This window comes from Pediococcus argentinicus (assembly GCF_001437605.1).
In the GTDB taxonomy this organism is placed as follows: domain Bacteria; phylum Bacillota; class Bacilli; order Lactobacillales; family Lactobacillaceae; genus Pediococcus; species Pediococcus argentinicus.
The window spans coordinates 1-22647 of the sequence record NZ_JQCQ01000016.1 but is presented as its reverse complement, the minus strand read 5'-3'; the positions used below and the strand labels follow the sequence as shown (position 1 = coordinate 22647).

Genomic DNA, 22647 nt, shown 5'->3' with positions numbered 1-22647 from the left:
ATTATCCTTCTTCCACATTTGTGTTATGACGTGTAAATCTCTTCAAAAAGTTTACTAACAGTGCTTCTATAACAACCCCAATTAAAATTGCAATTGTATATAGAATTACATTTGATGAAAATGGAATTGCCATAACAGTTGAAAGAGCTGTCTTCTGTACAGTTCCAAAAAATGCATTTGTAGCGCAGCCAATCGAGGTACCCACAATTATGCTTGGAATAACACGGACAGGATCTGCTACAGCAAATGGAATGGTTCCTTCAGTTATTCCAACAATACCCATAATTAATGCAGAACGTCCACTTTCTATTTCGGCATCACTATATAATCTCTTTCCACCAAGTATTGTTGCCAAAAACATACCTAAAGGTGGAATACCAATTGCCATCAACATAGCCGTACTAGCTTGGTATCCTCCAGATGTGAATGCTGCCATACCAAAGGCATATGCAATTTTATTAATAGGGCCACCCATATCAACAGCCATCATTCCTCCAAGCAATGCGGCCATCAAAACAGCATTTGTACCACTCATTCCTTTAAGCCAGGCTGTAAGTCCAACTGTCATGGCTTTGATAGGATCTCCAACAACGTAAATTAATATGAACCCAACTATTAATGTCGCTAAAAATGGAATAATAATTAAGGATTTCACAGAAGTTAATCTAGGTGACATTGGAATCTTTTTTAGCCATTCAACTAAATAACCAACGAGAAGTCCAACTAACATGCCGCCTAGGAATCCTGTTCCCATTGAAGAAGCAACCAAACCAACAATAAATGCTGGAGCTAATCCTGGTCGATCAGCAATTGAATATGAAATATATGCAGCAATAATGACTGGAATAAAGCCTAGACCTGTTTGACCCAGCAATCGCAAATTGCCCCATATATTACTAGTTTGGTTCCATACATTAGTTCCTCCAAATATTACCGCAATGGAAGTTAACAACCCTGCGGCTGTTACCAAAGGAATCATATATGAAACACCGGTTTGAAAATGGTTCGCTAATTCTTTACCAAATTTTTTCCAGTTCATGATTAAATCTCCTTATTAATTAACTAATTTTGCAGCTTCATCGATTGCTGCTTTTCCATCCTTTACGACCTCTGAAGTTCCCACCTTCAGAATCTTCTTACCATCAAACCTATCGGAATCCTGGACCGTAGTATCTACCGCAAAGATAACAACATCAGCATCTTGAATTTCTGAACTTGATAATCGATTTTCGACACCCATAGCACCTTGAGTCTCAACTTTAATGTCGTATCCTTCTTTTTTTGCAAATTTCTTTAAATTTTCTGCTGCCATGTATGTATGGGCAATGCCAGCTATACATGCGGTTACCGCAACCATCTTTTTTGCCATAATAAATTCCTCCTCTAAAATTAATCCCTAATAATCTTCAAAATATCTTCTGTTGTTTTTGCTTCCTTAATACTTTTGACAAATTCATCATCCATCAGTTTTCCAGATAGTTTTGCAAGCATTTTTAGATGTTCGTCTCCTTTTGACTCTATTGGAACAGCCATCAAAAAAATAACATTCACCTTACTGCCGTCTAATGAATTCCAATCCAATAACTTAGAGTTCTTTGCAAACAACATTGTGGAATTAATAACTGATTTACTTTTGCCATGTGGAATGGCAATATTATTTCCAATTCCAGTAGTTGTTAACGACTCACGATACAAAACGTCTTTATAAAAATCTTCCGAATTCGATATACTTCCGTTTTTTTCTAAAATCAATGCTAATTGATGAATTGCATCATCTCTGGTTTCAGCATGTAAATCCATCACAATGTTTTTTTCTGAAATAAAATCAACTAAATTACTATTCAATCAAGTCACCTCCTATATTTCTTAAAACATCTTGCGGAGTTTTTGCTTTTTTTAACTCCTTTAATATTTTTTTATATTCCAAAATGTCATTAAATCTTTTGTATATCTGTTCAATTTGATCCTGTACATCTTTATTAATTGCTAGAAAAAATACTATATTGACTTCATTACCATCCCACGCTATACCATATGGATTTATATAAATAGCTATACATGATTTTGAAACAAATTCTAAGGGAGCATGGGGCATGGCAACATTATCAATAGCTGTACTAGCAAGAGTTTCACGATGAACTGCGGCGTCACCTATTCCATCTCTTCCATACCCTAAATCTTGTAATTTAGCTCCTATGTTTCTAATAACATCTGATCTATTTTCAGGTTTATTAGCAAAAAACATCATTTGCCTATTTAACAGTTGTCCAAAACTATTTGAATTGTTTTTCAAAGACAGAATGTTATCTGATACACTTTTTATTTGTTTTGCAGAGCCAGTATCAAGAAATGGCGGAACTACAACGACAGGTACATTTTGAACTTCAATATTAATAGTACTAATAACCAAATCCTCTACGATTGGATGCTCTTTTAAGCTCTGAATTGACGTTACACGATTAATTTGAATCGTATCCGAAAAGAACTTTTTGACTCGCTGTTCCAACAGACGAGCAGTTCCTAGTCCGGTGCTACAAACAATTACTGCATTAATTATATTTTTTTGACGTTCAATATATGCTTCAATGTGCAATGCAATAAAAGCCACTTCATCTTCATTCAAAGTAATGCCAAAACTTTTTTCTACTTTTGCACTAATATCAATAGCATTATTAAATGCTAATGGGAAAAATTTCTTTATATCTTGTGTATATGGATTATTTAAATTTAGTCCTAGAGATAATCGTTTTAATGCGGACGTTAGATGCACTGTAAGACCGCGTAATAACATTTCATCTTTATTGCGAAGATTATCATTCAAAAAATCATGAACAACATTCTGTTGTAATTCACCGTTATAATTCTTAAACTTATCTTCACTAATTAGCTTGCCTTCAGCAGCTAAAATATGAATATTTATATATTGTTGTTCATATTCAGGTATCTCCACTTTAAAATTATCTTCTAGCATTTTTACTAAATTAGTAGTTTCTTGTTCAAGCTTTGTATCGTACTTGCTCTCCTCCAATGTTTTATCTTTAATAATTCTTTCCATAGAAATTATCAAATGGATAGCTAATGATTGATATTCATAGTCTGTAAAGTTCAGCAAACTATTTCTTTCAAATTGATCCAATGTTGTTAATACTTTTGTAAAAGTATCTTTACTAAAAAAAGATCTCATATCCGGTGGTATATTTAATTTACGATGCACCTCTCCTTTCGTATTCTCCAAATATGTGGTATCTCCCCAATACATAGTTAAGAGATTTGACATTAACTTTCGTTTAGCAGATTCAGTTGCAATTACTTCCATGCCGTCATGTGTATTTTTAATAATTGCATCTGCTTTTGAAAGCACTCTTTTAACCTCTTTAAAATCGCTTTCAAGTGTGCTTCTACTAACAAACGTGCTATCAGCCAAATCTTGAATAGTTATCGGTCCTTGTGCTAATAGTAATTTTGAAAGAATAGCAATAACTCTCTCACTTCTAGTATTTGGAGTATCAGTATATTTATACTTTTGTATTGCCCTTTGGAGTTTCACTAAATCTCCTTCAAAGTAAATTCCAACATTTCGTTTTCTAACCAGTGTAGTGGAATATGCAGGAACTAGAGATGCAATATTGTCCAAATACTTTGAAATCGTTTTTCGTGACCTTCCAATATGTTTAGATATATTAGAATAATGAACTGTTCCAGTTTTTATAATCAATCTAATAATTTGAATTTCTTTTTCATTTAAATCCTCAATTGATTCATACATTGAATTCACCTCCTGAATACGCTTTCAATATATCACGCAAGTGCTTTTTTAAATATGTAACAAAGTGCACTAATTAAAGTATACTTTATAGAATTATTCATATGTGTACATAAAAAAATGCATAAACTTTTTAAGTTTATGCATTTTCTGAACCCTAATTAGTCCTATTTGAATGAATCAGCGCTACCACCAATTTTTGGATAAGCTTTTTGTAATTGACTGTATGTGTAATGGCCATCGCCACTTAGATTAGCACTCTTAGCATATTGGTTAAGTTGCGCGTCACTGATGGCACTGTTATCACCACCGCCAGCTTTAATCAAACCACGGAATTGATGAGCAATGGCTGAACTAGCGGCACTACTTGCTCGGCCCGAATTGCTAGAATTACTATTGTTAGTTGATTGGCTAGTATTTCCCTTTGAGCTTGATCCTTGATTTGAGCTTTGACTAGCATTTGAACTAGAACTCTCAGATGTTTTGCTTTCTGAAGTAGCACTACTACTTGAGCTTTCTTTATCTTTCGATTTGTCATCTGAGCTTGTACTATCACTAGCTTTAAAGGCTTTCTTAGTAGCATCTTCTTGTTTTGTAACAGCCTTTTCGGTCTTTAGTTCATCCGAATTAGCAACCTTACTTGAAGAATCGGTTAAGATACCATGTTTCTTCTCGTAATCGTCTAATTTTTCATGCATGATTCGGTAGCTAGTACCAGTTACTTCGTCCGTAATTGTACCGTCTTCATTTAGTTTCAAAGTTGTTGGTGATTGAGCGGATTGACCAATCTTATCACCAGAAACTTCAATCTGTTTGCTACCCTTCATTTTGAAATGAACATCAATTAAAGTATCTTCATCCAACGTCCATTCATTTGTTTCATCAGTATGTTTTCCAGTAAAAGTGTAACCAGAATCTCTACTCTTTGTGATAGCTAGAATCTGTGTATCAGAAGTCGTACTTACTAAGGTATTGTTTTTAAAGTATTTATCAAAAATTGATTTTGTTTCAGCATCTTTATTAGTTGTTGCACTTGTGTCGTCAGAACTACTGTCTCGAGATGAGCTCTGTGAACTAGACTTGCTTGATTGTGAACTTGAATTAGATGTCATGTGACTAAACAAGTTATTACCACATCCAGCCAATACCATTGTGGACATTAAAGCAGCTGCGATAACGAGTGTTCTTGATTTCATAAAAAATATTCCCCTCATATCTGTTAATCCATTACTTTTACAATGTAATAGTATACACTATCTATCTCTTAGATTTGAACATTTCACTTTAAATTTCCATCTAGTAGCCATATATATTGCTAAAATCACAAATTATGGGACAATTTAAATATTATTTAAGCACAAGGAGTCTTTATGTATCGTTACTTTATTCAGCCTCAACTAGATAAGTTCACTAATTCATTAATTGGCTATGAATTACTGATGAAAAAGTACCAAAATAACCAATGGCAGAAACCCCGATATTTTTCAGAAATCCCAGCCGATACTATTTCAACAGTATTAGTGGGTACTACTGAAAAATTAGCACTTAAAATCGGTGCTGTTTCTGTTAATTTAAACCGAACTCAAATGGTTAACCCGCAAATCAGGGCTGCATTAATTAAATCACAGGACTTATTGCGTCCAGTACGTCTAACCATCGAATTAACTGAAGAACCCGGTGATAATGGTGTAACTTGGGAAACATTAAAACCCAGCTTAGAAGAATTAATTGCTCGTGGAATTGATATCTCAATCGATGACATCGGTACTGGAAAAAATGAGATTGAGCGGGCTCACCGCATCATTCCGTATGCATCCGAGATTAAGTTTGCCTTACAGAACTTTGAAAAAGACTTTAGCGATGCTGATTTACAACATCAGGTTCTATATTGGCAAAGCATTGCACATGAAAATCATATGCGATTTATTTTGGAGGGCATCGAGAACACTAACGATGACGAAATCGCAGACGATCTAGAAATTAATTTTCGCCAAGGATATTTTTATGGTAAACCACATTTACTAAAAATCAATCCAACTGATCCTAGCTAACTGAATCGAGGAGTAGATCCTATGAAAGTTTTGATTATTGGCAGTACCCATGCTGGCGTAGCTGCAACTCAACAAATTTTAAAAGAACACCCTGAAACTGACGTCACCATTTACGAGCGACATGACAATGTTTCCTTTCTATCATGCGGGGTATCGCTCTACTTGGGTGGACAAGTTAAACATTTGGAAGACATGTTCTATTCCAGTCCTGAGGAACTCACCAATATGGGTGCCAACGTTAAAACAAATCATGATGTACTTAAAATCAATAGTGATTCTAAAACAGTAACTGTCGAGAACTTGTTAACTAATCAAGTTTTCACTGATCAATACGATAAATTAATTATGGCTACCGGTTCATACGTATCGGTTCCACCACTATTCGGAATTGATAACTCACGCGTTTTATTGTGCAAAGACTACGCTCAAGCGCAGGCAATTTTTGAAACCGCAAAATACAACCATCATATTGCAATTATCGGTGGTGGCTATGTCGGCGTAGAGCTTGCTGAAAGCTATGCTCGTACCAATCATGAAGTGACTTTAATTCAGGGTAACAAACAACTCTTGAACAATTATGTAGATCAAGACTTATCAAATCACGTGACTGAACTACTAGAAAATCAAGGCGTTCATATTTATTTAAACGAACGTGCTCAAGCCTTTTATAATGATGAAACGACATCACAAATAAAAATTGAAACATCTGGCAAAAGTCACACCGCTGACTTAGTAATTGTCGCCACCGGTTTTCTAGCTAATACTATCCTTCTCCGTGATCAAGTGGATATGGATCGTACCGGAGCGCTTCTAGTCAATGAATACATGCAAACTTCCAACCCAGATATTTATACCGCCGGGGATGCTAGTTCCGTGCATTTCAATCCAACTGGTCAGAGTGCTTACATGCCACTAGCCACTAATGCTGTTAGACAAGGTGTTCTTGCGGGACGCAATATTTTTGGGAATATTCAAAAATACATGGGCACCCAGTCTACTTCTGCCATGCAAATTTTCGACTATACTTTAGCTTCATCTGGTCTGAATTTGAATCAAGCACAGAAAGCAGGTTTAAATGCTGATTCTGTTACTTATGATGGCTTTTACCGTCCGGAATATATGCCTAGTACTGAAAAAATCAAAATCGTTTTGGTTTATGACAAAGACAGTCGAAAAGTTTTAGGTGCCCAACTATTTAGCAAACACGAGATTGCACAGTCGGCCAACACTATTTCCGTAATCATTCAGAATCAAAACACAATTGATGATTTAGCTTATATCGATATGCTATTTCAACCTAATTACGATTATCCGTTTAACTATCTAAACTTAGTGGCTCAAATAGCCATTGATAAAGAAAGTAGCACTAACTCATAAATCAATCTAAGGAGGTTCTAGATTGACTCAACATGCTTGGCTTTTACAGCCACTTCTAACTGGTGTATTTTTTGTTTTAGGCGTTGTACTCTTATTCCAACTAATTATGAACGCCTTTATTAACTACACTGACAATCATTACAAACGCTATTCTGATTTCAATCTGCAGTTACATGCTTTGGGTGCCACCTACTTTTCACTGGTCGCCCTATACTTTGAAATATCGGCTAGTAGTCAACATAACCAATATAATTTTGCTAACTTTAGGCTACTGATGCTGTTTTATGTTGTCATGTTTCTCGGTCAGCGTTCTAGTGCGTTAGTAGTTTTTGTAACTGGACTCTCCCATGTCATTTTAAATGGTTTGGTGCTGGAATCTTTCTATTACCTGCTAATTATTGGGATTTGTTATATCATTATCAGTGCGTTCATGTACGCTGTGCATCAGCTACAACTGACATTGTTTGAATGGTCCTTTATTCTTGATGTGTTTGCCATCTTATTCTGGATGTTCTGCTACTTCAATAAAATTCCAAGTTTTGGGATTGTTTCTGATAAGATGGTTACATTTAACATTATCGCTTTTGTTGCTATGAACCTCGGTTTATCCATTGGTATCACAAGAATGACCGATGCGAGGGCTCATTTAAAAACAATTACTAGACAAGCAACCGTTGATTCCATTACTAATTTAAAGAACTACACTTCTTTTTCTGAGGATTATCGCCAACAGCTTCATTTAGCACGTAAAAACGGTACTCCAATGACTTTAATTGCTATTGATCTGGATCATTTTAAAAAGATTAATGATCGATACGGTCACCTATCTGGCAATCGAATTTTAAATCAACTCGGTTCGGTTTTAGAAAACGAAGCTACTCGAATTTCCAATGCGACTGTCTATCGCGTTGGTGGCGAGGAATTTGATATTCTGTTAACAAATCAGGATGCTGAAACTATTTACGAATTTAGTCACACGCTTCAAAACCAGGTTCAACAGTCGCGCTTTAATGTTGATAATAATGAATCAATTTCACTGACTATTTCGGTTGGTGTAGCAACTTTACGTAATGCTGATACAGATGATGACACCTTGTACGAGCGCGCTGACCAAATGCTTTATCGTTCTAAGGGACAGGGACGTAATCAAATAAATTTTGATAAATAGAAAACAAAAAGCTGGCTTTTAGGTCAGCTTTTTTAATTGACTTTTACAAACATACGTTCGTATAATAGAGTCATAAATATCTGAATTGGAGGTGAAGTTATGGACTATGATTTTAAAAATGAACCCCATGGAGTTTACTTTTTAATTGATAATAAGTCTTTTTACGCCAGCGTTGAGGCCTCCATGCGTGGTAAAAATCCGTTAAATACTTGCTTAGTTGTGATGAGTGAACAGGAAAATACTAATGGTGGTTTAATTTTAGCAACTTCACCCGAAGTTAAACGCCGTTTCCATCTCAAGGCCAATGTATCACGCCAACGAGACCTACCTATTGATGACGATATTCTCGTAGTCCCACCTCGTATGAATCTTTATATCGAACGTAATTTGGAAATTAATAATATCTTTCGTCGATTCGTTGCCGACGAAGATCTCTTGCCTTATTCAATCGACGAATCCATTTTAGACTTAACCCATTCATGGCGTTTGTTTGGTAACTCACCGCGTGAGGTAGCCGAAAAGATTATGGATATTGTTCATGAAGAACTGGGTTTGTATTTAACGATTGGAATTGGCGATAATCCGGTTCAGTCCAAATTGGCATTAGATAATTTTGCTAAAAAGGACCCTAGTCGAATTGGAGAAATTCATTATCAAACCGTGCCAGAAACAATTTGGAAGATTCCTGAGATTACTGATGTCTGGGGAATTGGATCTCGCACAGCTAAACATTTAAGTCGAATACATATCCACAATATGGACGAACTCGCTCATACAGATCCATTTGTTTTAACAGCAGAAATGGGATTAATGGGTGCCCAATTATTTGCGACTGCTTGGGGGGTTGATCGAAGTAATTTACGTAAACAACACAAGCCTAAAGAAGCTAGTCTAGGTAATTCACAGGTTTTACCGCGCGATTATCGTAACCAAGTTGAAATCGAAACCGTAATTAAAGAGATTGGTGAACAAGTTGCTTCGCGATTGCGCCATCACCATCGAAAAGCTGGTGTAATTTCACTTGGAATTGGTTTTTCATACGCTTCTTCACAAGATACTGGTCGGAGCGGATTTCATAAATCAAGAACTGTTGAACCAACTGACAGTGATAAGGAAATTGTTGAGTATCTCATTAGTATGTTTGAAGAACTATGGCAGCACGAAACCATTCGGAACATTGCTGTTTACACCGGTCGTCTCAGTGCTAATACCGGACAGCAATTAGATATTTTTAAAGATCCAGAAGAACAAATTAAAGAACAAAAATCAGAATATATTTTAGACGACATTCGCAAACGATTTGGATTCACTTCGCTGATTTACGCGCGTAGTTTAACTGCTGGTGGAACTGCTATCAATCGTGCCAATTTAGTCGGTGGACATAACGGAGGAAATGCATATGAATGATGATATAAGTATTATTTGGGGACGCGTTGAACAACTTTTTAAACATAAGTATCAGACCATGTATTGGATTGAGGTTTACAATGATCGTTTCGACGACACCTATAATTTTTTCTTTTACGCTAAAGAAAAGTTTGGCCGTCAACGTTCCATCCCTTTGCACACAGTTAAGGACTATCATCTCGAACACTTAGAAGGAATTATTGACGAGCTAAAAAAAAGAACCCAACTAACAATTAAGTTTGGTGGGTTCGATAAACTATACTGGCCAAAATCGCAAAAATTAATCCAAAGAAAGGCATCCGAAGTTGAGTAATCAATCTTACGACCCCAAAAAGGTCCAACTCTTTTTTAACTCATATTATAAAGATCGTGGTGTTATTAAATGGCAAGGATACTATTTGTCAGATCATACTAGTGCTTTAAATAAACAGGCTAAAGAGAAAGCGAAACGTGCAGCAGTAATTATTCCAGATCAAATGAGCACTTCTGATATTAGTGATTGCCTGCAGCAAGCTGTTATTAAACGTTATCCCATTCATATTCAAACTAATACTAAAAACAAAAATGGTGAATTTGAGCCTGAGTTTTATGGCTATATTCAAGGATACGATGAAGATTTACTGTTTTTGAGTAGTGACATCGTTATAGAGTTGGATAATATTAGAAGCGTAAATAAATAGGGACGACTACAAGCAGCTAGCTTATAATCGTCCCTATTTCAAATTAAAAATCACCATTTTTCATTGATTCACGATAGATTTCCTTAGCATCATCAACTCGAATAGTTACGTAAGCAACTTTATCCAATGAACCAGTTTTAACGGCACTAGCAGCCATTGCATCAAAGTTGGTTTCATCTTTAATGTCGACTTCTGGAAGAGTCATTGGGAAGCCTAACTTACTAATCCAGTTATAGGTAGCTTGGATTGCAGCTTCAGCAGCCTTTTGATCATCTGCTTCTTGAATATCAAAAACTTGGCGACCAAAACGAGCAAAGAGCGCTGTTGTAGATGAATCCTTCAATGCAAATTTCATCCAACGAGGAGTTAAAATTCCTAAACCAACTCCATGAGTAATATCATAATAAGCTGACAATTCATGTTCGAGTGAATGAACTGTCCAACCACCCTTATTACCTGAACGAACAATACCGTTCAATGCCATCGTTGCTGTCCACATCAGGTTAGCACGAGCATCATAATTAGATGGTTCATCGAGTGCAACAGGTGCCCATTTCAAAACAGAACGCATCAATCCTTCAATCATTCCACGTGAAACATCGTTGTTTTCAGTACGGTTAAAGTACTGTTCAATCAAATGGCTGAAGATATCCATTGAACCAGCTGCTGTCTGCCACTTAGAAACTGTGTATGTCAACTTTGGATCTAAGAATGAAATTGCTGGTGTATGAGGACCGCCAGTACCAAACTTCTGGTGTGTCTCTGGGTTAGAAATAACAGATCCAAAGTTCATTTCAGTACCTGTGGCTGAAAGAGTTAAAATATCGACAACTGGTAGTTGATCTAATTTCATTCGATCTGCACCATTGGCGTTAACTACTAAATCCCATGGATCTCCTTGGTAGAACTTAGCTGATGCGATTACCTTACTTGCATCAATTACTGAGCCACCACCAACTGCCAAAACAACATCAACGTCATTTTCTTGTGCTAACTTCTGTCCTTCACGAACAGATGCAATCTTTGGGTTAGGTTCAACTCCAGGTAATTCAACAATCTTTAAGTCAGATAAAACATTTTTTACTTGGTCATATAGTCCTGACTTCTTAATTGAATGTCCACCATAAACTAGTAAGACCTTGTCACCAAATTGAGCAACAGCATCATGTAATTCAGATTCGATTCTACCTGTTCCAAATCGAATATCTGTATCATTTTTAAAGCTAAAGTTTTCCATCAAATGGTTCCTCCTTATAACTGTTAGTTATGGTCTTATTATAGACCCTGGAGTTAACTTTAGGTCAATCATTATGTTTCCAATAANGTAGCAAAAATTTTTGCTACAGACTTTTCTAACTTTAATATCCTAAATCGGGGAAACAAGGCTGACTCTTGCGCATAGCTACGAAATCCAAACGATTCCAAGTATAAATCATTCGGCTTTCTATGCTATTGCTCAGAATCAAAGCGCCTTTTTTCCCACTCTCATATTTAATATCCATTTTCCAAATCAACCTGATTAATCGTCAGAGTTTGATTATCTAAAAAACTCTTCAAATTAGGATAAAAGATTTTAAACATCTCTCTTCGCAAGTGAGGTACGGTACCAGAAACATGCGGTGTAATAATCAGATTACTTAATTCCCATAATTTAGAATCAATTGCTAATGGTTCTTCTTCAACAACATCCAAAGCAGCACCTTTAATCTGGTGTTGCTCTAATGCCTGGTAAAGTCCATCCGTATCAACTGAGCCACCGCGACCTACGTTAATAAAAATGCCATCCGTGCTCATCTGTTTAAAGAAAGCGGCATTAAACATATGCGTTGTTTCTTTAGTTAGCGGTAATGTGTTAATTACAAAATCAACTTGAGACAACTTAGTATGTGCATTTTCGTTCTTAATCGTTTCATCAAATGCAGCCACTTGATTAGAATGACGATGAACTCCGACCGTTTTCACGCCAAATCGTTGTAGCATCTGTGAAATTGCTGAACCAATATGACCAGTACCATAAATTAAAGCTACCTTATTGGTCAATGTGAATAAATTAGCTCGAATTTCCTGATGGTGCCATTGTTTATTATAACTAGCTCGTTCTGCACTATGAATACCACGTCCAAATGATAGCAAGTATCCCAGAACAGACTCCCCAATTACCTCGCCATGAATACCACTACTGTTAGCTACTAATACCTTATCTCTTACTAACTGTTTGATTGGTAAATAATCTACTCCTGCAGAATACGTTTGAATATACTTAACTTGATTAGTGCCATGTAAAATTTGGGCAGCTTTGGGACTCCATCCATAAATAATATCCACTTTAGATTCTAAGTCTTTCGGGAGGCTTTCATCTGTGTAAATATGAAAATCGCCCAGCTGTTCTAATTGTTTTATGTCATCTTCATGTAATGGCATTTTAGTTAAGATATTCATTATTTACTCCCTGTTATTCAACGTTTACATGTTCATTTAAAGCATCTTGATTACTTGTATCATCGCGACGAGCTAATTTAAGACATAGTGTATCCAAAGTAATGTGGACCGTTTGATCAAATAGCGTCGACAATAATTGAATTGACTTAACTCCTGAACCTGTTTTAGTTGCTCCTGGCACGATAATAACTTTATCAGCTAATTTTGCTAGTGGTGAGTTAATTTCACTAGTCAAAGCGATAACTTGTAATCCAAGTTTCTTAGCTGCTTCAGTGTCAGCGACAATCGACTTTGTTGTTCCAGATCCAGAAATAGCAACCCAAACATCGCCCTTAGCAATCGAAGGAGTAATAGTTTCACCCATTACATAATCTTGATAACCAATGTGCATCAAACGCATTGCAAATCCCTTAGCTTGAAAACCAGAACGACCAGCTCCAATCACGAAAATTCTTTTGTCCTTCGTAATTAAATTCATCGCGTCATCTAATTGGCTTTCATCAACTAATTCCATAACAGTATTAATTTCTTTCATTACATCATTCACAACACTCATTGAATTGCCTCCATAAACTCTTTTGCACTCTTTATAATATCTGGTGATTTAATAATTTTTGATCCAACAATTACAATCTCAGTTTTACCCTGCTTAGCAAGTTGCTTAACCGCCTGCAAATCCAGGCCACCAGCAACAGCGACATGTTTAACTTGTGGCAATTGATTGGTAAAGTCCGTAACTGCTTGTTCCACATCGATATGGTCAGCTCGATCAACACTGTGATGGAGCAAATAAACGGCATTAGGATAATTAGAAATCAATTTTATTTTGGCATCATCAATTTCCAACAAGTCAATCATCATCGTTCCACTAGCATTTTCAGCAGTCTCATAGGTCGTATCCAACGTTGCTTTAGAACTAGCTCCCATGACTGTCAGTAAATCGGCTTGGGCTTTAAATCCTTGTTCAAATTCATACTGTCCCTCATCAATTGTCTTTAAATCGATTAGTAATTTTGAGTGGTTAATTGCTTTTCGCATAGCAACCATCCCATCAAATCCATAATCTTTGACCAATGAAGTTCCCATTTCAATAATTGGAACTACTCCATCTAACTGTTTTGCTAAGCTCACTGCTTTTTCAAGTGATACACGATCAATCGCAACTTGTAATTGCATCCTAAACACCCCGAACTCTCTATAATTTTAACATCTACTTAGCTTCTTTAGCTAAAAACTCATCTAACTGTGCACGAGTTGGGTAACCATCATTATCACCAGGTGCTTGAACGGCGAAGGCTCCAACTGCATTGCCACGTTGAACAGCTTCTTTCATTGAAAGTCCTTCAAGTAAGGCTGTTTCTAGTCCTAATGCGAATCCATCTCCAGCTCCAACTGTATCAACTACATGGTCAACTTTGAAGCCATCCACGTGATACTTTTCGCCATCTTTATTTTTAACAAAAGCTCCTGAAGGTCCATCTTTAACTACAACTGTTTGAGTAATATCACTCTGTTTGAGATAAAAATCAGCAATAGTTTCAAGGTCACGACTGCCTGTTAGAATTTCACCTTCACCAACGCCTGGCAAGATAATTTCTGCTTGTTTAGCTAACTCATTGATAGTTTTAACCATGGTTGCTTGATCCTTCCAAAGTTGTGGACGCAAGTTTGGATCAAATGCAGTCCGAACATTGTTTTTATGCAACAATTCAATTAAGTAGTTAAATGCATCATATGCTTGTTCAGAAATTGCTGGAAAAATTCCTGATAAATGAGCGAATTTAGTGTCTGAAAAATCAATTTTATCTAATACATTTTTATCAAAATGTGCTGCTGCGGAACCTTTTCTAAAGTAGTAAATACTTGGATCACCTTTTGAAACACGGTCTTTAAGTTGGAAAGCGGTCCAATAATCGCTAGTTTCTTCAATGTAGTCAGTACCAATATTATTTTTAGCTAACTCGTCTTTAATAAATTCACCAAATGGATCTGAACCAATTCGAGTTAAATACTGTGCCTGATGTCCTAAACGAGAAACTCCAACGGAAACATTTACTTCTGCACCTGCTAAATATTTGTGAAAAGTAGTAGCATCTTTTAGTGATGCATCCATATCTTCTGAGGCAAAAAGTGCAATAGGTTCACCGATTGTAATAAATTCATTCATAATTAATCTTCCTTTCTAGTGATACATATAAAATACTAGTAGTAAGTTCAACGCTGTTGCTAACCAGGCCCAAGGTAATCCCGTCTTCAAGAATGTCTTTGTATCTAATTTTGCATATTCAACTGACCATAGATTCCATGACTGTGTTATATCTGCTGAAACAGCCATCATGGTTGGAACTACTAACAATCCGTATAAGAAGTATGGTGGGAATAATCCTGTTGCAACAAAGATTGATGCAGTTGCAGCTCCAGCACCATAAAGCATTAATGGTCCACGGAAGTATGAAAGTGGTGCGATAACCATCATGATTAAAATTAAAACAAGATGGTTGGTTGGAATAATTGCTTTGAAGAATCCTGTGAATCCACTCATAGATAATACTGCTGCTTGTTGGAACATAGTTAATACAAACAACATAATCAATAATCCAGCAATATCACTAACAGCTTGTTTTACTGTATCATTCATAACTTTAACGAAACGAACATAGGTCTTCATCTGACCAGTCATTAACATGGCTAATAATGTAGCAAGAATCAATGCTGGAATTGAATTCCATTTTAATAAAATACTTAGTGTAACTGGGACAATCGGTAATACATACGTGATTGGTGAAACTTCCTTAGTATCCGTTTCTTCAGTTTCTGCTACTAATTCTGGTTTTCCATTTCTAATCTTTTTGCTATTGATAAGAATAAAGATAATAACGACAGTCATTTGAATAATTGCTGCTGGAATACCAAATTTCAAATATTCATTGCCCCATTCAACACCTTTAAAGAATACCTGGAATTGAACAAACAACACGTTATTGATGTACATTGCAGCACCAATGGATAGTGTGAATACCGAAACTGCTAGTCGGCGTGGAACTCCCATTGAAAACATAATTGGGAAGAGGATTACACCAACGGCAATTGCTGATCCGACACCATAAGCTCCCGAGAAAATCAAGAATGTAACTAATGCAATTAAGATTGTTGCTAATACTGGACTCTTTTTACCTACAACTTCAGTTCTACGTGTAATACTGCTTGCAATCCCTGTTTCAACTAAAACACGGCCAAACCATGACCCAAATATAATTGTTGCAGCTGTTTTACCGTAATCTAGCACTGGCTGTGTAAAAACCTTGTCGATTGCAACTGGCAATGGAATTCTTCCAATCACAACCCACAGAACTGCCATAATGAAGAAGCCAACTGTTAAATTACCACCTTTCATTGCGTAGTAGATAAATACTGCAAATGAAAGAATCAATAAGCCGCCTGTAATTGCTTCAACCATCATAGATTCCCCCTAGTATTGGTTCAATTCACTAATGATTCGCTGATATACCGAACGTTTGTCTGTCTTATCTTCAAAAAATTCTTTTTCCTGATTATTAAATTTATCTGCTAAGTAATACGCCGAAAGATACGCTGCTAAAGCTTTCTTGGTTAATCCTTGAATTTCATTTTCACCTAAATTACTAATGTCTGTTGTTTGTAAGAACAAACCAGCAAATTTTTCTGGATCGATGTGCATCTGTTTGTCAGCCATAATGGCACCTCCTCTATTTGTCTACTGCTTCCTCTAATTTATCAATTCCATTTTTAATAACCTGTAAACTATCGGCTGGATATTCTAAAGCAATCGGTACGTCACTTGGTAATACATCTAAAATGGATCTCCAATCAATCTGTCCACCATCTAATGGTTTTACATCAGGTTTTCCATCTGTAATTTCAACGTCTTTAACGTGGATATAACGAGCAAATTGACCTAATTCTTTGGATGCTTCCATGGCATCGTCACCTGTGAAAGGCCAGTTACCCAAATCGTAAACATATCCGATATCGCTGTTGCTATCTTGAACTGCCTTCATGAACTTCTTGATTGGCTCAATCCGACCGCTAGTCTGGGTTTGATCATTTTCAATATTAATTTCGATTCCATATTTCATAAGTGGTTCTAACGTTTCTTTTAAATTACCTGAAAAATGTTCAAAATCACCAATGTTCCATTTGATTTTAGAAACGTTCATTTGTTGTGCTTCTTTGAGGTACTCTTCCAACTTAGGATTGAGTTTTCCATCAACGAAAACTTCGTCCGGGACACTATAATATAAATCTAAGTTTCTACTTTGTACTACTGAACTAATTTCAGGGATCTCTTGTACAAGGTCTCTAAAATATTCTCGTCTAATTTCAACAGCTGAAAAATCCATCGAATCAAGCTCAGAAATCATCTCAGCCTGTGTCTTTCCATTGTTCCATTCGTTAACTAACAAAAGTAAATTGGCGGATATTTTTCTTGTACTCATTTTAAAATCCTCTGATTTCGTCATATTTAGGAAACCGGTATCCTTAACTCATATAGTAAGCGCTTTCAAAAAATTGTCAAGTAAAATATTCACTTTATGTAAAATAAAAAAGACGCCCGAATAAAAAAGACGTCTTCATCGCAATGATGAAAAACGTCTTATTAAAATGACTTTCTTACAACAATATCACTTTTAACTTCTTGGATATTTGGTTCTTTTTTATCTTTTAACTGCTCTAAGATTAGCTTTCCCACCTGTTGTCCAATCATCTTTGGATGTTGATCAATCGTACTCAGTGGCGGATCAATTAACATCCCCATATTAGAATCATCGTACCCAACGATGCCGACTTGTGTAGGAATTTCAATCTTATTTTCTTTTAGATAAGCTACACAATTATTTAAAACACGACCGTTGGTAGCAAAAATAACTGTTTTTTGTTGCGATGACTTTAGGTAGTCTATTAAACCTTCAACGGCTGAATCTTCAATATCAACTTCAATTAACTTGAGCTCAACTTTGTTTTTATCTGCCACTGATTGAAAAGCTTTCAATCGTAACTCGCGGGTTGATTTTCCAGCAACTGGATTAGATACGACGACAAACCTTTGATATCCCGACTCGACTAATTTATTCGCTAGTCGAACCGATGCAGCATAATCATCTGAAGCAACCATTGACCATTGCAAGGGAGTCGTTTTACGGTCTACTAGAACCATTGGGATTCGTTTTTGATCAACAAAACCATAACTGGAACTCTGATTACTTTGCGGTTGCAAAATAATTCCATCAACATTTTGTGAAATAAATCTTTCTAATGCGTCTTGCTCAATTTTCGGATCATTGGCTGCATCAGAAATCAAAAGTTGATAGTCCTGTGGCCCTAAAACCATTTGAATTCCTTTAATTAAAAACGATGTATAGAGATTGCCAATATCAGCTACAACAAGTCCAATTAAATTAGAATGCTTAGACTTTAATGCACGTGCCTGCTGACTAGGAATATAGCCCATTGTTTCAATAGTATTCTGAATTTTATCATGAGTTTCTTTACTCATTCGCCCACGTTGACCGTTTAAGAATCTAGATATTGTTGCTTTAGAAACACCAACCGCGTCCGCTACATCTTGAATCGTGACTTTATTCATATCCTATCTCCCGTTCTTATCTTAATTTCATATTATCAGAATTAAACTGATAAAACATAAGAATGATCATTTATTTAATTATATTTAGGTATTACATATCAAATATATAAGCAACATCTTTGCGGTTAACTTACTAATCATGTTACGTTAAAAACACAATAAAGTTAATTGTATTTATTAATAGCACTGGATTATCGAAAGGAGCGTCAACTATACTTGGATGGTTATGGTCTATGATCGTTGGTGGAATTATTGGTGCCGTTGCTGGAGCAATTACCAGTCGTGATTTACCTGCTGGAATTTTTGGTAACATTATTGCCGGATTAGTCGGTGCCTGGATTGGACAATCATTATTAGGTTCGTGGGGTCCATCACTTGCTGGAATGGCAATTGTTCCATCATTAATTGGTGCAATTGTTCTAGTATTGATTGTTTCGGCAATCTTCGGAATGCGTAAAACTAAATAAACTTGATTAAAAATGACTGACCGTTATGGAGCACTTCAAACTTGCTTGTGACGGTCAGTCATTTTTTGTATCTATTTTTACATTTATAAACACTGTTAAATTCAGTATCTTTGAATCTCTTCGTTCCACTACAATCACGAATGATTATAGTATGAATATTGTTTGAATTTAGCGTTACATCAGCATTTCATTTTATTATCTATTGAGTGTATCCGTTCATCATGTATAAGTATTATGATATTATTTTTATAAGATAAAAAGAAAGAAGGCCTATTAATGGATAATCCAATTCAAATCGGTAACCTCGTCCAATGCAATAAATCAGATGATCTCACTAAACCATTTTTAGGTAAGGTCAAACGGATTATGGACAATCACGTCATTGTTCAAATCTTGCACTTTGATGCTTCTGATCGGTGGGTTGCCGACAAAGTTCAATACACAACCCTAATAAAGAAATGTAATATTAAAACCGTTGTTGTTCATAAGCGAGCTCAATAAACTAACGCCTCGAAATAAGTACGCCTGCAACTGCGGCAAAGATTAATACTGCAAGAAAAGTCATTACAAATGTCCAAATTGCCCATGGAATACTGTGCTTTTGTTCATAATTAACACGTACGCGATAGTCACAGCTGAATATAAAGATTACCCAGACAACAAAGACGATTAATTCAATTCCTACATGTAGTAAATTAGCAACTAGTAGAATCATAAGTACAACGATTGTGTCACGAAAAGCCTTTTTTAGTGCACTTTTAGAGATTGGATTTTTGTACAAAATATTCCGCTTCCTTATTTAACTTTGATCCATTTGCCAGTCTTTATTTGATATTTATAAGCTGCTACTTTTTTAGCCTTTTTGTTTTTGTATGAATATTGAGTCCATGTTGCTCCATTACCATCAATATACTTATTTGGTTTTAAAGTTGTATTAACAAAGCATGGTTTACTATTGCCGTTATCAATGCCATAAGTTATATTAGCCAGCCAATTCTTTAGCACTAAAATCTTTTTTGCATTTTGTACCAGACGATTAATTTGCATGTCATTTGCCAAAAGCACTTTTGTATAAGTATTGGTCCCCTTATTTTTAGTACTAATTGGATTTAATTGATACGTTTTTCCGCGATAAATAATATTAATCTTTTCTTTTTTTATTGCAGAAGTTTCAGCTTTATTATTAGCTTGCATACTGAGTTTGTCGTTGTAGACTGGAATTTTATATAAATGTTGATAAGTGAACTGACTATTCTTTTTAATAACTGGTCCGTTTTTAAGAATCTTCATATCTTTTAAAGCAACTAATTGATATTTACCAGCTGTAAAGAATTCACTATTTTGAATATTTTCTACAACCCTTGTAACCTTTGTAACTGGCTTATAGTGTTTTGCAGTAACTAATACAGAAACTTTTGTACCAGGTTTTATATATTTGATTGCTGGTGTAAGTTCTCCACCGACTTTGATATTTTTATATCCCTTGATTACTAATTGGGTGCGTGAATCATTATCACTACTTGCTTCGGCACTTGGTATAACCGATGGATTCGGTCTGTTGTGAGCACCGGCAGCATCAGTAACATAAGCTTTCACCTTATTCGTTTTCAACCCATTAACCTTCACATCAGCGATTGCGTCTGTTGATTTTAGTTTCAATGACTTAATCTTCTTCAAGCTTGTATTCAATTTAATCTTGAACGAACCGTTACTACTTGTCACTCCACTACCGATTACTTTTTTACCATTCAAAACCTGAACTTGAACATTTTTAGATGCTTTGCCAGCAACGGTATTATCGTCTTGATATAATTTTTGAGTTGTAATGCTTGGTGTTGCAGCAGTTTTAGCATGAGCAATATTTAAATTACCAGCCAACCCTACTCCCATTAAGATTGTTGCTAATGCAACGGTTCCTCTTTTAAACATAATTAATATTCCTCCCACGGATCATCTTTAGCCCAATTGCCATCGTCACGGCCCTTAAAAGTCGCGACTTTTTTTAATTTTCCTTTTTTATACGAATACTTATTCCACGTTGCGCCCTTAGCACCGATAACCGTGTTATCCGGTGACATTGTTGAGTTTATGGTAAGTTTATTCTCGTTAACTAAACCTTCATAACTAAAATTATTCATCCAACTATCCACTATAACAATTGATTTTAAATTTTGAATTAGACGCTCTATTTGCAAATTATTTTGATGATAACGTCGATATAAAGACTGTTTTGCTTTAAATTTTTTGTTAACCGGTTGTAGCTGATATTGATTTCCCTGATAGTTAACATAAATCTGTTCGTCTTTAATAGCGTTTAAGCCTTTTTTATTCATCATCTCATGTGTCTGCGGTGTACTTTCGTTAAAGCCCTTATAGTGGTGAACATACGTAAATTCAGTATTACGCTTGATGACTGGCCCATTTTTTAAAATACGTAAATCTCTTAGGGCAATCATTTTAGTTGCGCCATCATGATAAAAATCACGATTGTTGATATACTCAGACACCTTAACTTTAATCGTCTTTGCTTTATAATGTTTGGCTGTCACATGAACTCTAACGACTTTACCCTTAACAAGACGGAAATTCGCTTTTTTATAAGTGCGGTCTCCATATTCGTTATTACCGTCCATATATTTCAAGCCAACAACACTACCTTTGGTCCAATCACTGGTGGCATCAACATTAACCTCAACATAACCCGTTTTAGTTGGCCGTAAAGCATAATCCGGTGACGCCATGACAGTACAATTCTTAATTTTATTAGTCTTCAAAGGCTTCACTTCGATAGTTTTGACCTTTTGTTGTCCATGCTTATTAGTTAATAGCACTTGAAGTTTCTTAACGTTTGTCAGTTTATTCTTAAGCTTGATATGAAACTTTTTGTTTTTTCCAAGCGTAGTATGGCCTATATCTCGCTTACCAAGAATAACTTTAATAGTCTTTGTGTTAGCAGCTTTCCCGCTCACATATGTATCATCCTTATACAACTTTTGCACCGTTGCTTTGGGTGTTGTTACTTTTTGAGCATGTACTTCTGGGGATAGACCAACTAAAAACAATCCCAGACCAGCTAAAATTAGTGTCTTCTTAATAGCCATTTCATCCTCCGTCGTTAATATATTACTTATAGAATTATACTTCCTTTGCCTTTCACACTCAATCGTTTATTTAAAGCCATTTGACAATCAAATTAAGAATGCTAGAATTCTAATCATAAATTAATAATTAACGTTAATTTCTTGATGAGTAAGTTTAATATTTAGTTCAGAGAGTTTCCGAATGGTGCGAGGAAATCAAAAATATAAACTGAAGATGGTCTAGATTATTACGTAGGTGTGAGTCATCAGATTAGCACTTAATGGTTGTGCCCATTACCGCACTCAGTTATTTAACTGAATGAGAGAACAATTGTGAAGTTGTTCCAAAGTAAGGTGGTACCGCGGTCACACGTCCTTATTATTCATAAATAAATTTTAGTAGAGTTATTCATTTTTTGAATAGCTCTTTTTTCTTTTCTAAAAGGAGGTGGATTTCACACTATTTTTGTTAATTTGACTGTTTCAGATTAATGCGAGAAGCGTATAATTATAGGCATTGCTATCACACTTTTATTGCAATTATTACGCAATGCCGCTTTAATTTAAAAGACCTAAGGTAATAAGTCAAGAG

At 35.7% G+C, this 22647-nt stretch carries 25 protein-coding genes and 1 other annotated feature; of the genes, 8 read left to right on the top strand and 17 right to left on the bottom strand.

Features of this window, described 5'->3' with window-relative positions; genetic code table 11:
* Position 1: 1 nt before the first annotated feature.
* The 5 genes from IV88_RS05095 to IV88_RS05075 all read right to left on the bottom strand — a co-directional run bounded on the left by IV88_RS05095 (position 2) and on the right by IV88_RS05075 (position 4959).
* Positions 2-1039, bottom strand: a complete 1038-nt coding sequence (locus IV88_RS05095; protein ID WP_057799443.1) for a PTS fructose transporter subunit IIC — start codon at positions 1037-1039, stop codon at positions 2-4.
* A gap of 15 nt (positions 1040-1054) precedes the next feature.
* A complete protein-coding gene (locus IV88_RS05090) occupies positions 1055-1369 on the bottom strand; it encodes a PTS fructose transporter subunit IIB (protein WP_057799441.1) in 315 nt (104 codons plus the stop codon).
* Between the two features lie 20 nt (positions 1370-1389).
* Entirely contained in the window at positions 1390-1845 is a 456-nt protein-coding gene (locus tag IV88_RS05085; RefSeq protein ID WP_057799440.1) for a PTS sugar transporter subunit IIA, read from the bottom strand.
* Positions 1838-3766 (bottom strand): BglG family transcription antiterminator, encoded by a 1929-nt coding sequence (locus IV88_RS05080; protein WP_057799438.1) that lies wholly within the window; start codon positions 3764-3766, stop codon positions 1838-1840. The genes IV88_RS05085 and IV88_RS05080 overlap by 8 nt, the downstream gene beginning before the upstream one ends.
* Positions 3767-3930: 164 nt before the next feature.
* On the bottom strand, positions 3931-4959 hold the full coding sequence (locus tag IV88_RS05075) for a hypothetical protein (RefSeq protein WP_057799436.1): 1029 nt from the start codon (positions 4957-4959) through the stop codon (positions 3931-3933).
* A 174-nt stretch (positions 4960-5133) separates the two neighbouring features.
* Between IV88_RS05075 and IV88_RS05070 the strand changes: the two genes are divergently transcribed.
* From IV88_RS05070 to IV88_RS05045, 6 genes are all read left to right on the top strand, one after another.
* Positions 5134-5814: an EAL domain-containing protein gene (locus IV88_RS05070; protein ID WP_057799433.1), complete on the top strand. Its 681-nt coding sequence runs from the start codon at positions 5134-5136 to the stop codon at positions 5812-5814.
* A gap of 21 nt (positions 5815-5835) precedes the next feature.
* Positions 5836-7191, top strand: coding sequence for an FAD-dependent oxidoreductase (locus tag IV88_RS05065; protein WP_057799431.1), 1356 nt, complete (start codon positions 5836-5838; stop codon positions 7189-7191).
* 22 nt (positions 7192-7213) lie between these two features.
* A complete protein-coding gene (locus tag IV88_RS05060; protein ID WP_057799429.1) occupies positions 7214-8359 on the top strand; it encodes a GGDEF domain-containing protein in 1146 nt (381 codons plus the stop codon).
* 99 nt (positions 8360-8458) lie between these two features.
* Positions 8459-9766: a Y-family DNA polymerase gene (locus IV88_RS05055; protein WP_057799428.1), complete on the top strand. Its 1308-nt coding sequence runs from the start codon at positions 8459-8461 to the stop codon at positions 9764-9766.
* Positions 9759-10079 (top strand): hypothetical protein, encoded by a 321-nt coding sequence (locus IV88_RS05050; RefSeq protein WP_057799426.1) that lies wholly within the window; start codon positions 9759-9761, stop codon positions 10077-10079. The genes IV88_RS05055 and IV88_RS05050 overlap by 8 nt, the downstream gene beginning before the upstream one ends.
* A complete protein-coding gene (locus tag IV88_RS05045) occupies positions 10072-10446 on the top strand; it encodes a hypothetical protein (protein WP_057799424.1) in 375 nt (124 codons plus the stop codon). The genes IV88_RS05050 and IV88_RS05045 overlap by 8 nt, the downstream gene beginning before the upstream one ends.
* 43 nt (positions 10447-10489) lie before the next feature.
* Here the strand turns inward: IV88_RS05045 and IV88_RS05040 are convergent, their stop codons facing one another.
* From IV88_RS05040 to IV88_RS05000, 9 genes are all read right to left on the bottom strand, one after another.
* The gene (locus IV88_RS05040; RefSeq protein ID WP_057799422.1) at positions 10490-11683 is read right to left on the bottom strand and encodes an iron-containing alcohol dehydrogenase; all 1194 of its coding nucleotides are present in this window, start codon (positions 11681-11683) and stop codon (positions 10490-10492) included.
* 254 nt (positions 11684-11937) lie between these two features.
* The gene (locus IV88_RS05035; RefSeq protein ID WP_057799420.1) at positions 11938-12885 is read right to left on the bottom strand and encodes an NAD(P)-dependent oxidoreductase; all 948 of its coding nucleotides are present in this window, start codon (positions 12883-12885) and stop codon (positions 11938-11940) included.
* Between the two features lie 13 nt (positions 12886-12898).
* Complete coding sequence (gene hxlB / locus IV88_RS05030) at positions 12899-13441, bottom strand: 6-phospho-3-hexuloisomerase (RefSeq protein ID WP_057799418.1); 543 nt, start codon at positions 13439-13441, stop codon at positions 12899-12901.
* Positions 13438-14061 (bottom strand): orotidine 5'-phosphate decarboxylase / HUMPS family protein, encoded by a 624-nt coding sequence (locus tag IV88_RS05025; protein ID WP_057799416.1) that lies wholly within the window; start codon positions 14059-14061, stop codon positions 13438-13440. The genes hxlB and IV88_RS05025 overlap by 4 nt, the downstream gene beginning before the upstream one ends.
* A gap of 34 nt (positions 14062-14095) precedes the next feature.
* Entirely contained in the window at positions 14096-15052 is a 957-nt protein-coding gene (locus tag IV88_RS05020; RefSeq protein WP_057799414.1) for a sugar kinase, read from the bottom strand.
* A 15-nt stretch (positions 15053-15067) separates the two neighbouring features.
* A complete protein-coding gene (locus IV88_RS05015) occupies positions 15068-16342 on the bottom strand; it encodes a transporter permease (protein WP_057799412.1) in 1275 nt (424 codons plus the stop codon).
* 12 nt (positions 16343-16354) lie between these two features.
* Positions 16355-16597, bottom strand: coding sequence for a hypothetical protein (locus IV88_RS05010; RefSeq protein WP_057799410.1), 243 nt, complete (start codon positions 16595-16597; stop codon positions 16355-16357).
* A gap of 13 nt (positions 16598-16610) precedes the next feature.
* Positions 16611-17360, bottom strand: a complete 750-nt coding sequence (locus IV88_RS05005; RefSeq protein ID WP_057799408.1) for a sugar phosphate isomerase/epimerase family protein — start codon at positions 17358-17360, stop codon at positions 16611-16613.
* Between the two features lie 161 nt (positions 17361-17521).
* The gene (locus tag IV88_RS05000) at positions 17522-18508 is read right to left on the bottom strand and encodes a LacI family DNA-binding transcriptional regulator (RefSeq protein ID WP_057799406.1); all 987 of its coding nucleotides are present in this window, start codon (positions 18506-18508) and stop codon (positions 17522-17524) included.
* A 212-nt stretch (positions 18509-18720) separates the two neighbouring features.
* On the opposite strand from IV88_RS05000, the gene IV88_RS04995 reads away from it, so the two are divergent.
* Together IV88_RS04995 and IV88_RS04990 are read left to right on the top strand one after the other, a co-directional pair.
* A complete protein-coding gene (locus tag IV88_RS04995) occupies positions 18721-18975 on the top strand; it encodes a GlsB/YeaQ/YmgE family stress response membrane protein (RefSeq protein ID WP_057799404.1) in 255 nt (84 codons plus the stop codon).
* Positions 18976-19251: 276 nt separating this feature from the next.
* Entirely contained in the window at positions 19252-19476 is a 225-nt protein-coding gene (locus tag IV88_RS04990; protein ID WP_057799402.1) for a hypothetical protein, read from the top strand.
* A 1-nt stretch (position 19477) separates the two neighbouring features.
* On the opposite strand, the gene IV88_RS04985 is transcribed toward IV88_RS04990, so the two are convergent.
* From IV88_RS04985 to IV88_RS04975, 3 genes are read right to left on the bottom strand one after another with little or no spacing between them, the layout of a single operon-like run.
* The gene (locus IV88_RS04985; protein ID WP_057799400.1) at positions 19478-19756 is read right to left on the bottom strand and encodes a hypothetical protein; all 279 of its coding nucleotides are present in this window, start codon (positions 19754-19756) and stop codon (positions 19478-19480) included.
* Positions 19757-19770: 14 nt separating this feature from the next.
* A complete protein-coding gene (locus IV88_RS04980) occupies positions 19771-20904 on the bottom strand; it encodes an Ig-like domain-containing protein (RefSeq protein WP_057799398.1) in 1134 nt (377 codons plus the stop codon).
* A 2-nt stretch (positions 20905-20906) separates the two neighbouring features.
* The gene (locus IV88_RS04975; RefSeq protein ID WP_057799397.1) at positions 20907-22076 is read right to left on the bottom strand and encodes an Ig-like domain-containing protein; all 1170 of its coding nucleotides are present in this window, start codon (positions 22074-22076) and stop codon (positions 20907-20909) included.
* A gap of 133 nt (positions 22077-22209) precedes the next feature.
* Positions 22210-22436: a binding site (T-box leader), on the top strand.
* Positions 22437-22647: the final 211 nt, after the last annotated feature.

Bases quoted from the DNA above. Each gene is read 5' to 3' on its own strand.
- IV88_RS05000 (WP_057799406.1), bottom strand. From the start codon at position 18,508: ATGAATAAAGTCACGATTCAAGATGTAGCGGACGCGGTTGGTGTTTCT.
- IV88_RS05080 (WP_057799438.1), bottom strand. From the start codon at position 3,766: ATGTATGAATCAATTGAGGATTTAAATGAAAAAGAAATTCAAATTATT.
- hxlB (WP_057799418.1), bottom strand. From the start codon at position 13,441: ATGAGTGTTGTGAATGATGTAATGAAAGAAATTAATACTGTTATGGAA.
- IV88_RS05040 (WP_057799422.1), bottom strand. From the start codon at position 11,683: ATGGAAAACTTTAGCTTTAAAAATGATACAGATATTCGATTTGGAACA.
- IV88_RS04975 (WP_057799397.1), bottom strand. From the start codon at position 22,076: ATGGCTATTAAGAAGACACTAATTTTAGCTGGTCTGGGATTGTTTTTA.
- IV88_RS05035 (WP_057799420.1), bottom strand. From the start codon at position 12,885: ATGAATATCTTAACTAAAATGCCATTACATGAAGATGACATAAAACAA.
- IV88_RS05050 (WP_057799426.1), top strand. From the start codon at position 9,759: ATGAATGATGATATAAGTATTATTTGGGGACGCGTTGAACAACTTTTT.
- IV88_RS05005 (WP_057799408.1), bottom strand. From the start codon at position 17,360: ATGAGTACAAGAAAAATATCCGCCAATTTACTTTTGTTAGTTAACGAA.
- IV88_RS05010 (WP_057799410.1), bottom strand. From the start codon at position 16,597: ATGGCTGACAAACAGATGCACATCGATCCAGAAAAATTTGCTGGTTTG.
- IV88_RS05075 (WP_057799436.1), bottom strand. From the start codon at position 4,959: ATGAAATCAAGAACACTCGTTATCGCAGCTGCTTTAATGTCCACAATG.
- IV88_RS05070 (WP_057799433.1), top strand. From the start codon at position 5,134: ATGTATCGTTACTTTATTCAGCCTCAACTAGATAAGTTCACTAATTCA.
- IV88_RS05015 (WP_057799412.1), bottom strand. From the start codon at position 16,342: ATGGTTGAAGCAATTACAGGCGGCTTATTGATTCTTTCATTTGCAGTA.
- IV88_RS05065 (WP_057799431.1), top strand. From the start codon at position 5,836: ATGAAAGTTTTGATTATTGGCAGTACCCATGCTGGCGTAGCTGCAACT.
- IV88_RS05055 (WP_057799428.1), top strand. From the start codon at position 8,459: ATGGACTATGATTTTAAAAATGAACCCCATGGAGTTTACTTTTTAATT.
- IV88_RS05020 (WP_057799414.1), bottom strand. From the start codon at position 15,052: ATGAATGAATTTATTACAATCGGTGAACCTATTGCACTTTTTGCCTCA.
- IV88_RS05025 (WP_057799416.1), bottom strand. From the start codon at position 14,061: ATGCAATTACAAGTTGCGATTGATCGTGTATCACTTGAAAAAGCAGTG.
- IV88_RS04980 (WP_057799398.1), bottom strand. From the start codon at position 20,904: ATGTTTAAAAGAGGAACCGTTGCATTAGCAACAATCTTAATGGGAGTA.
- IV88_RS04990 (WP_057799402.1), top strand. From the start codon at position 19,252: ATGGATAATCCAATTCAAATCGGTAACCTCGTCCAATGCAATAAATCA.
- IV88_RS05090 (WP_057799441.1), bottom strand. From the start codon at position 1,369: ATGGCAAAAAAGATGGTTGCGGTAACCGCATGTATAGCTGGCATTGCC.
- IV88_RS05095 (WP_057799443.1), bottom strand. From the start codon at position 1,039: ATGAACTGGAAAAAATTTGGTAAAGAATTAGCGAACCATTTTCAAACC.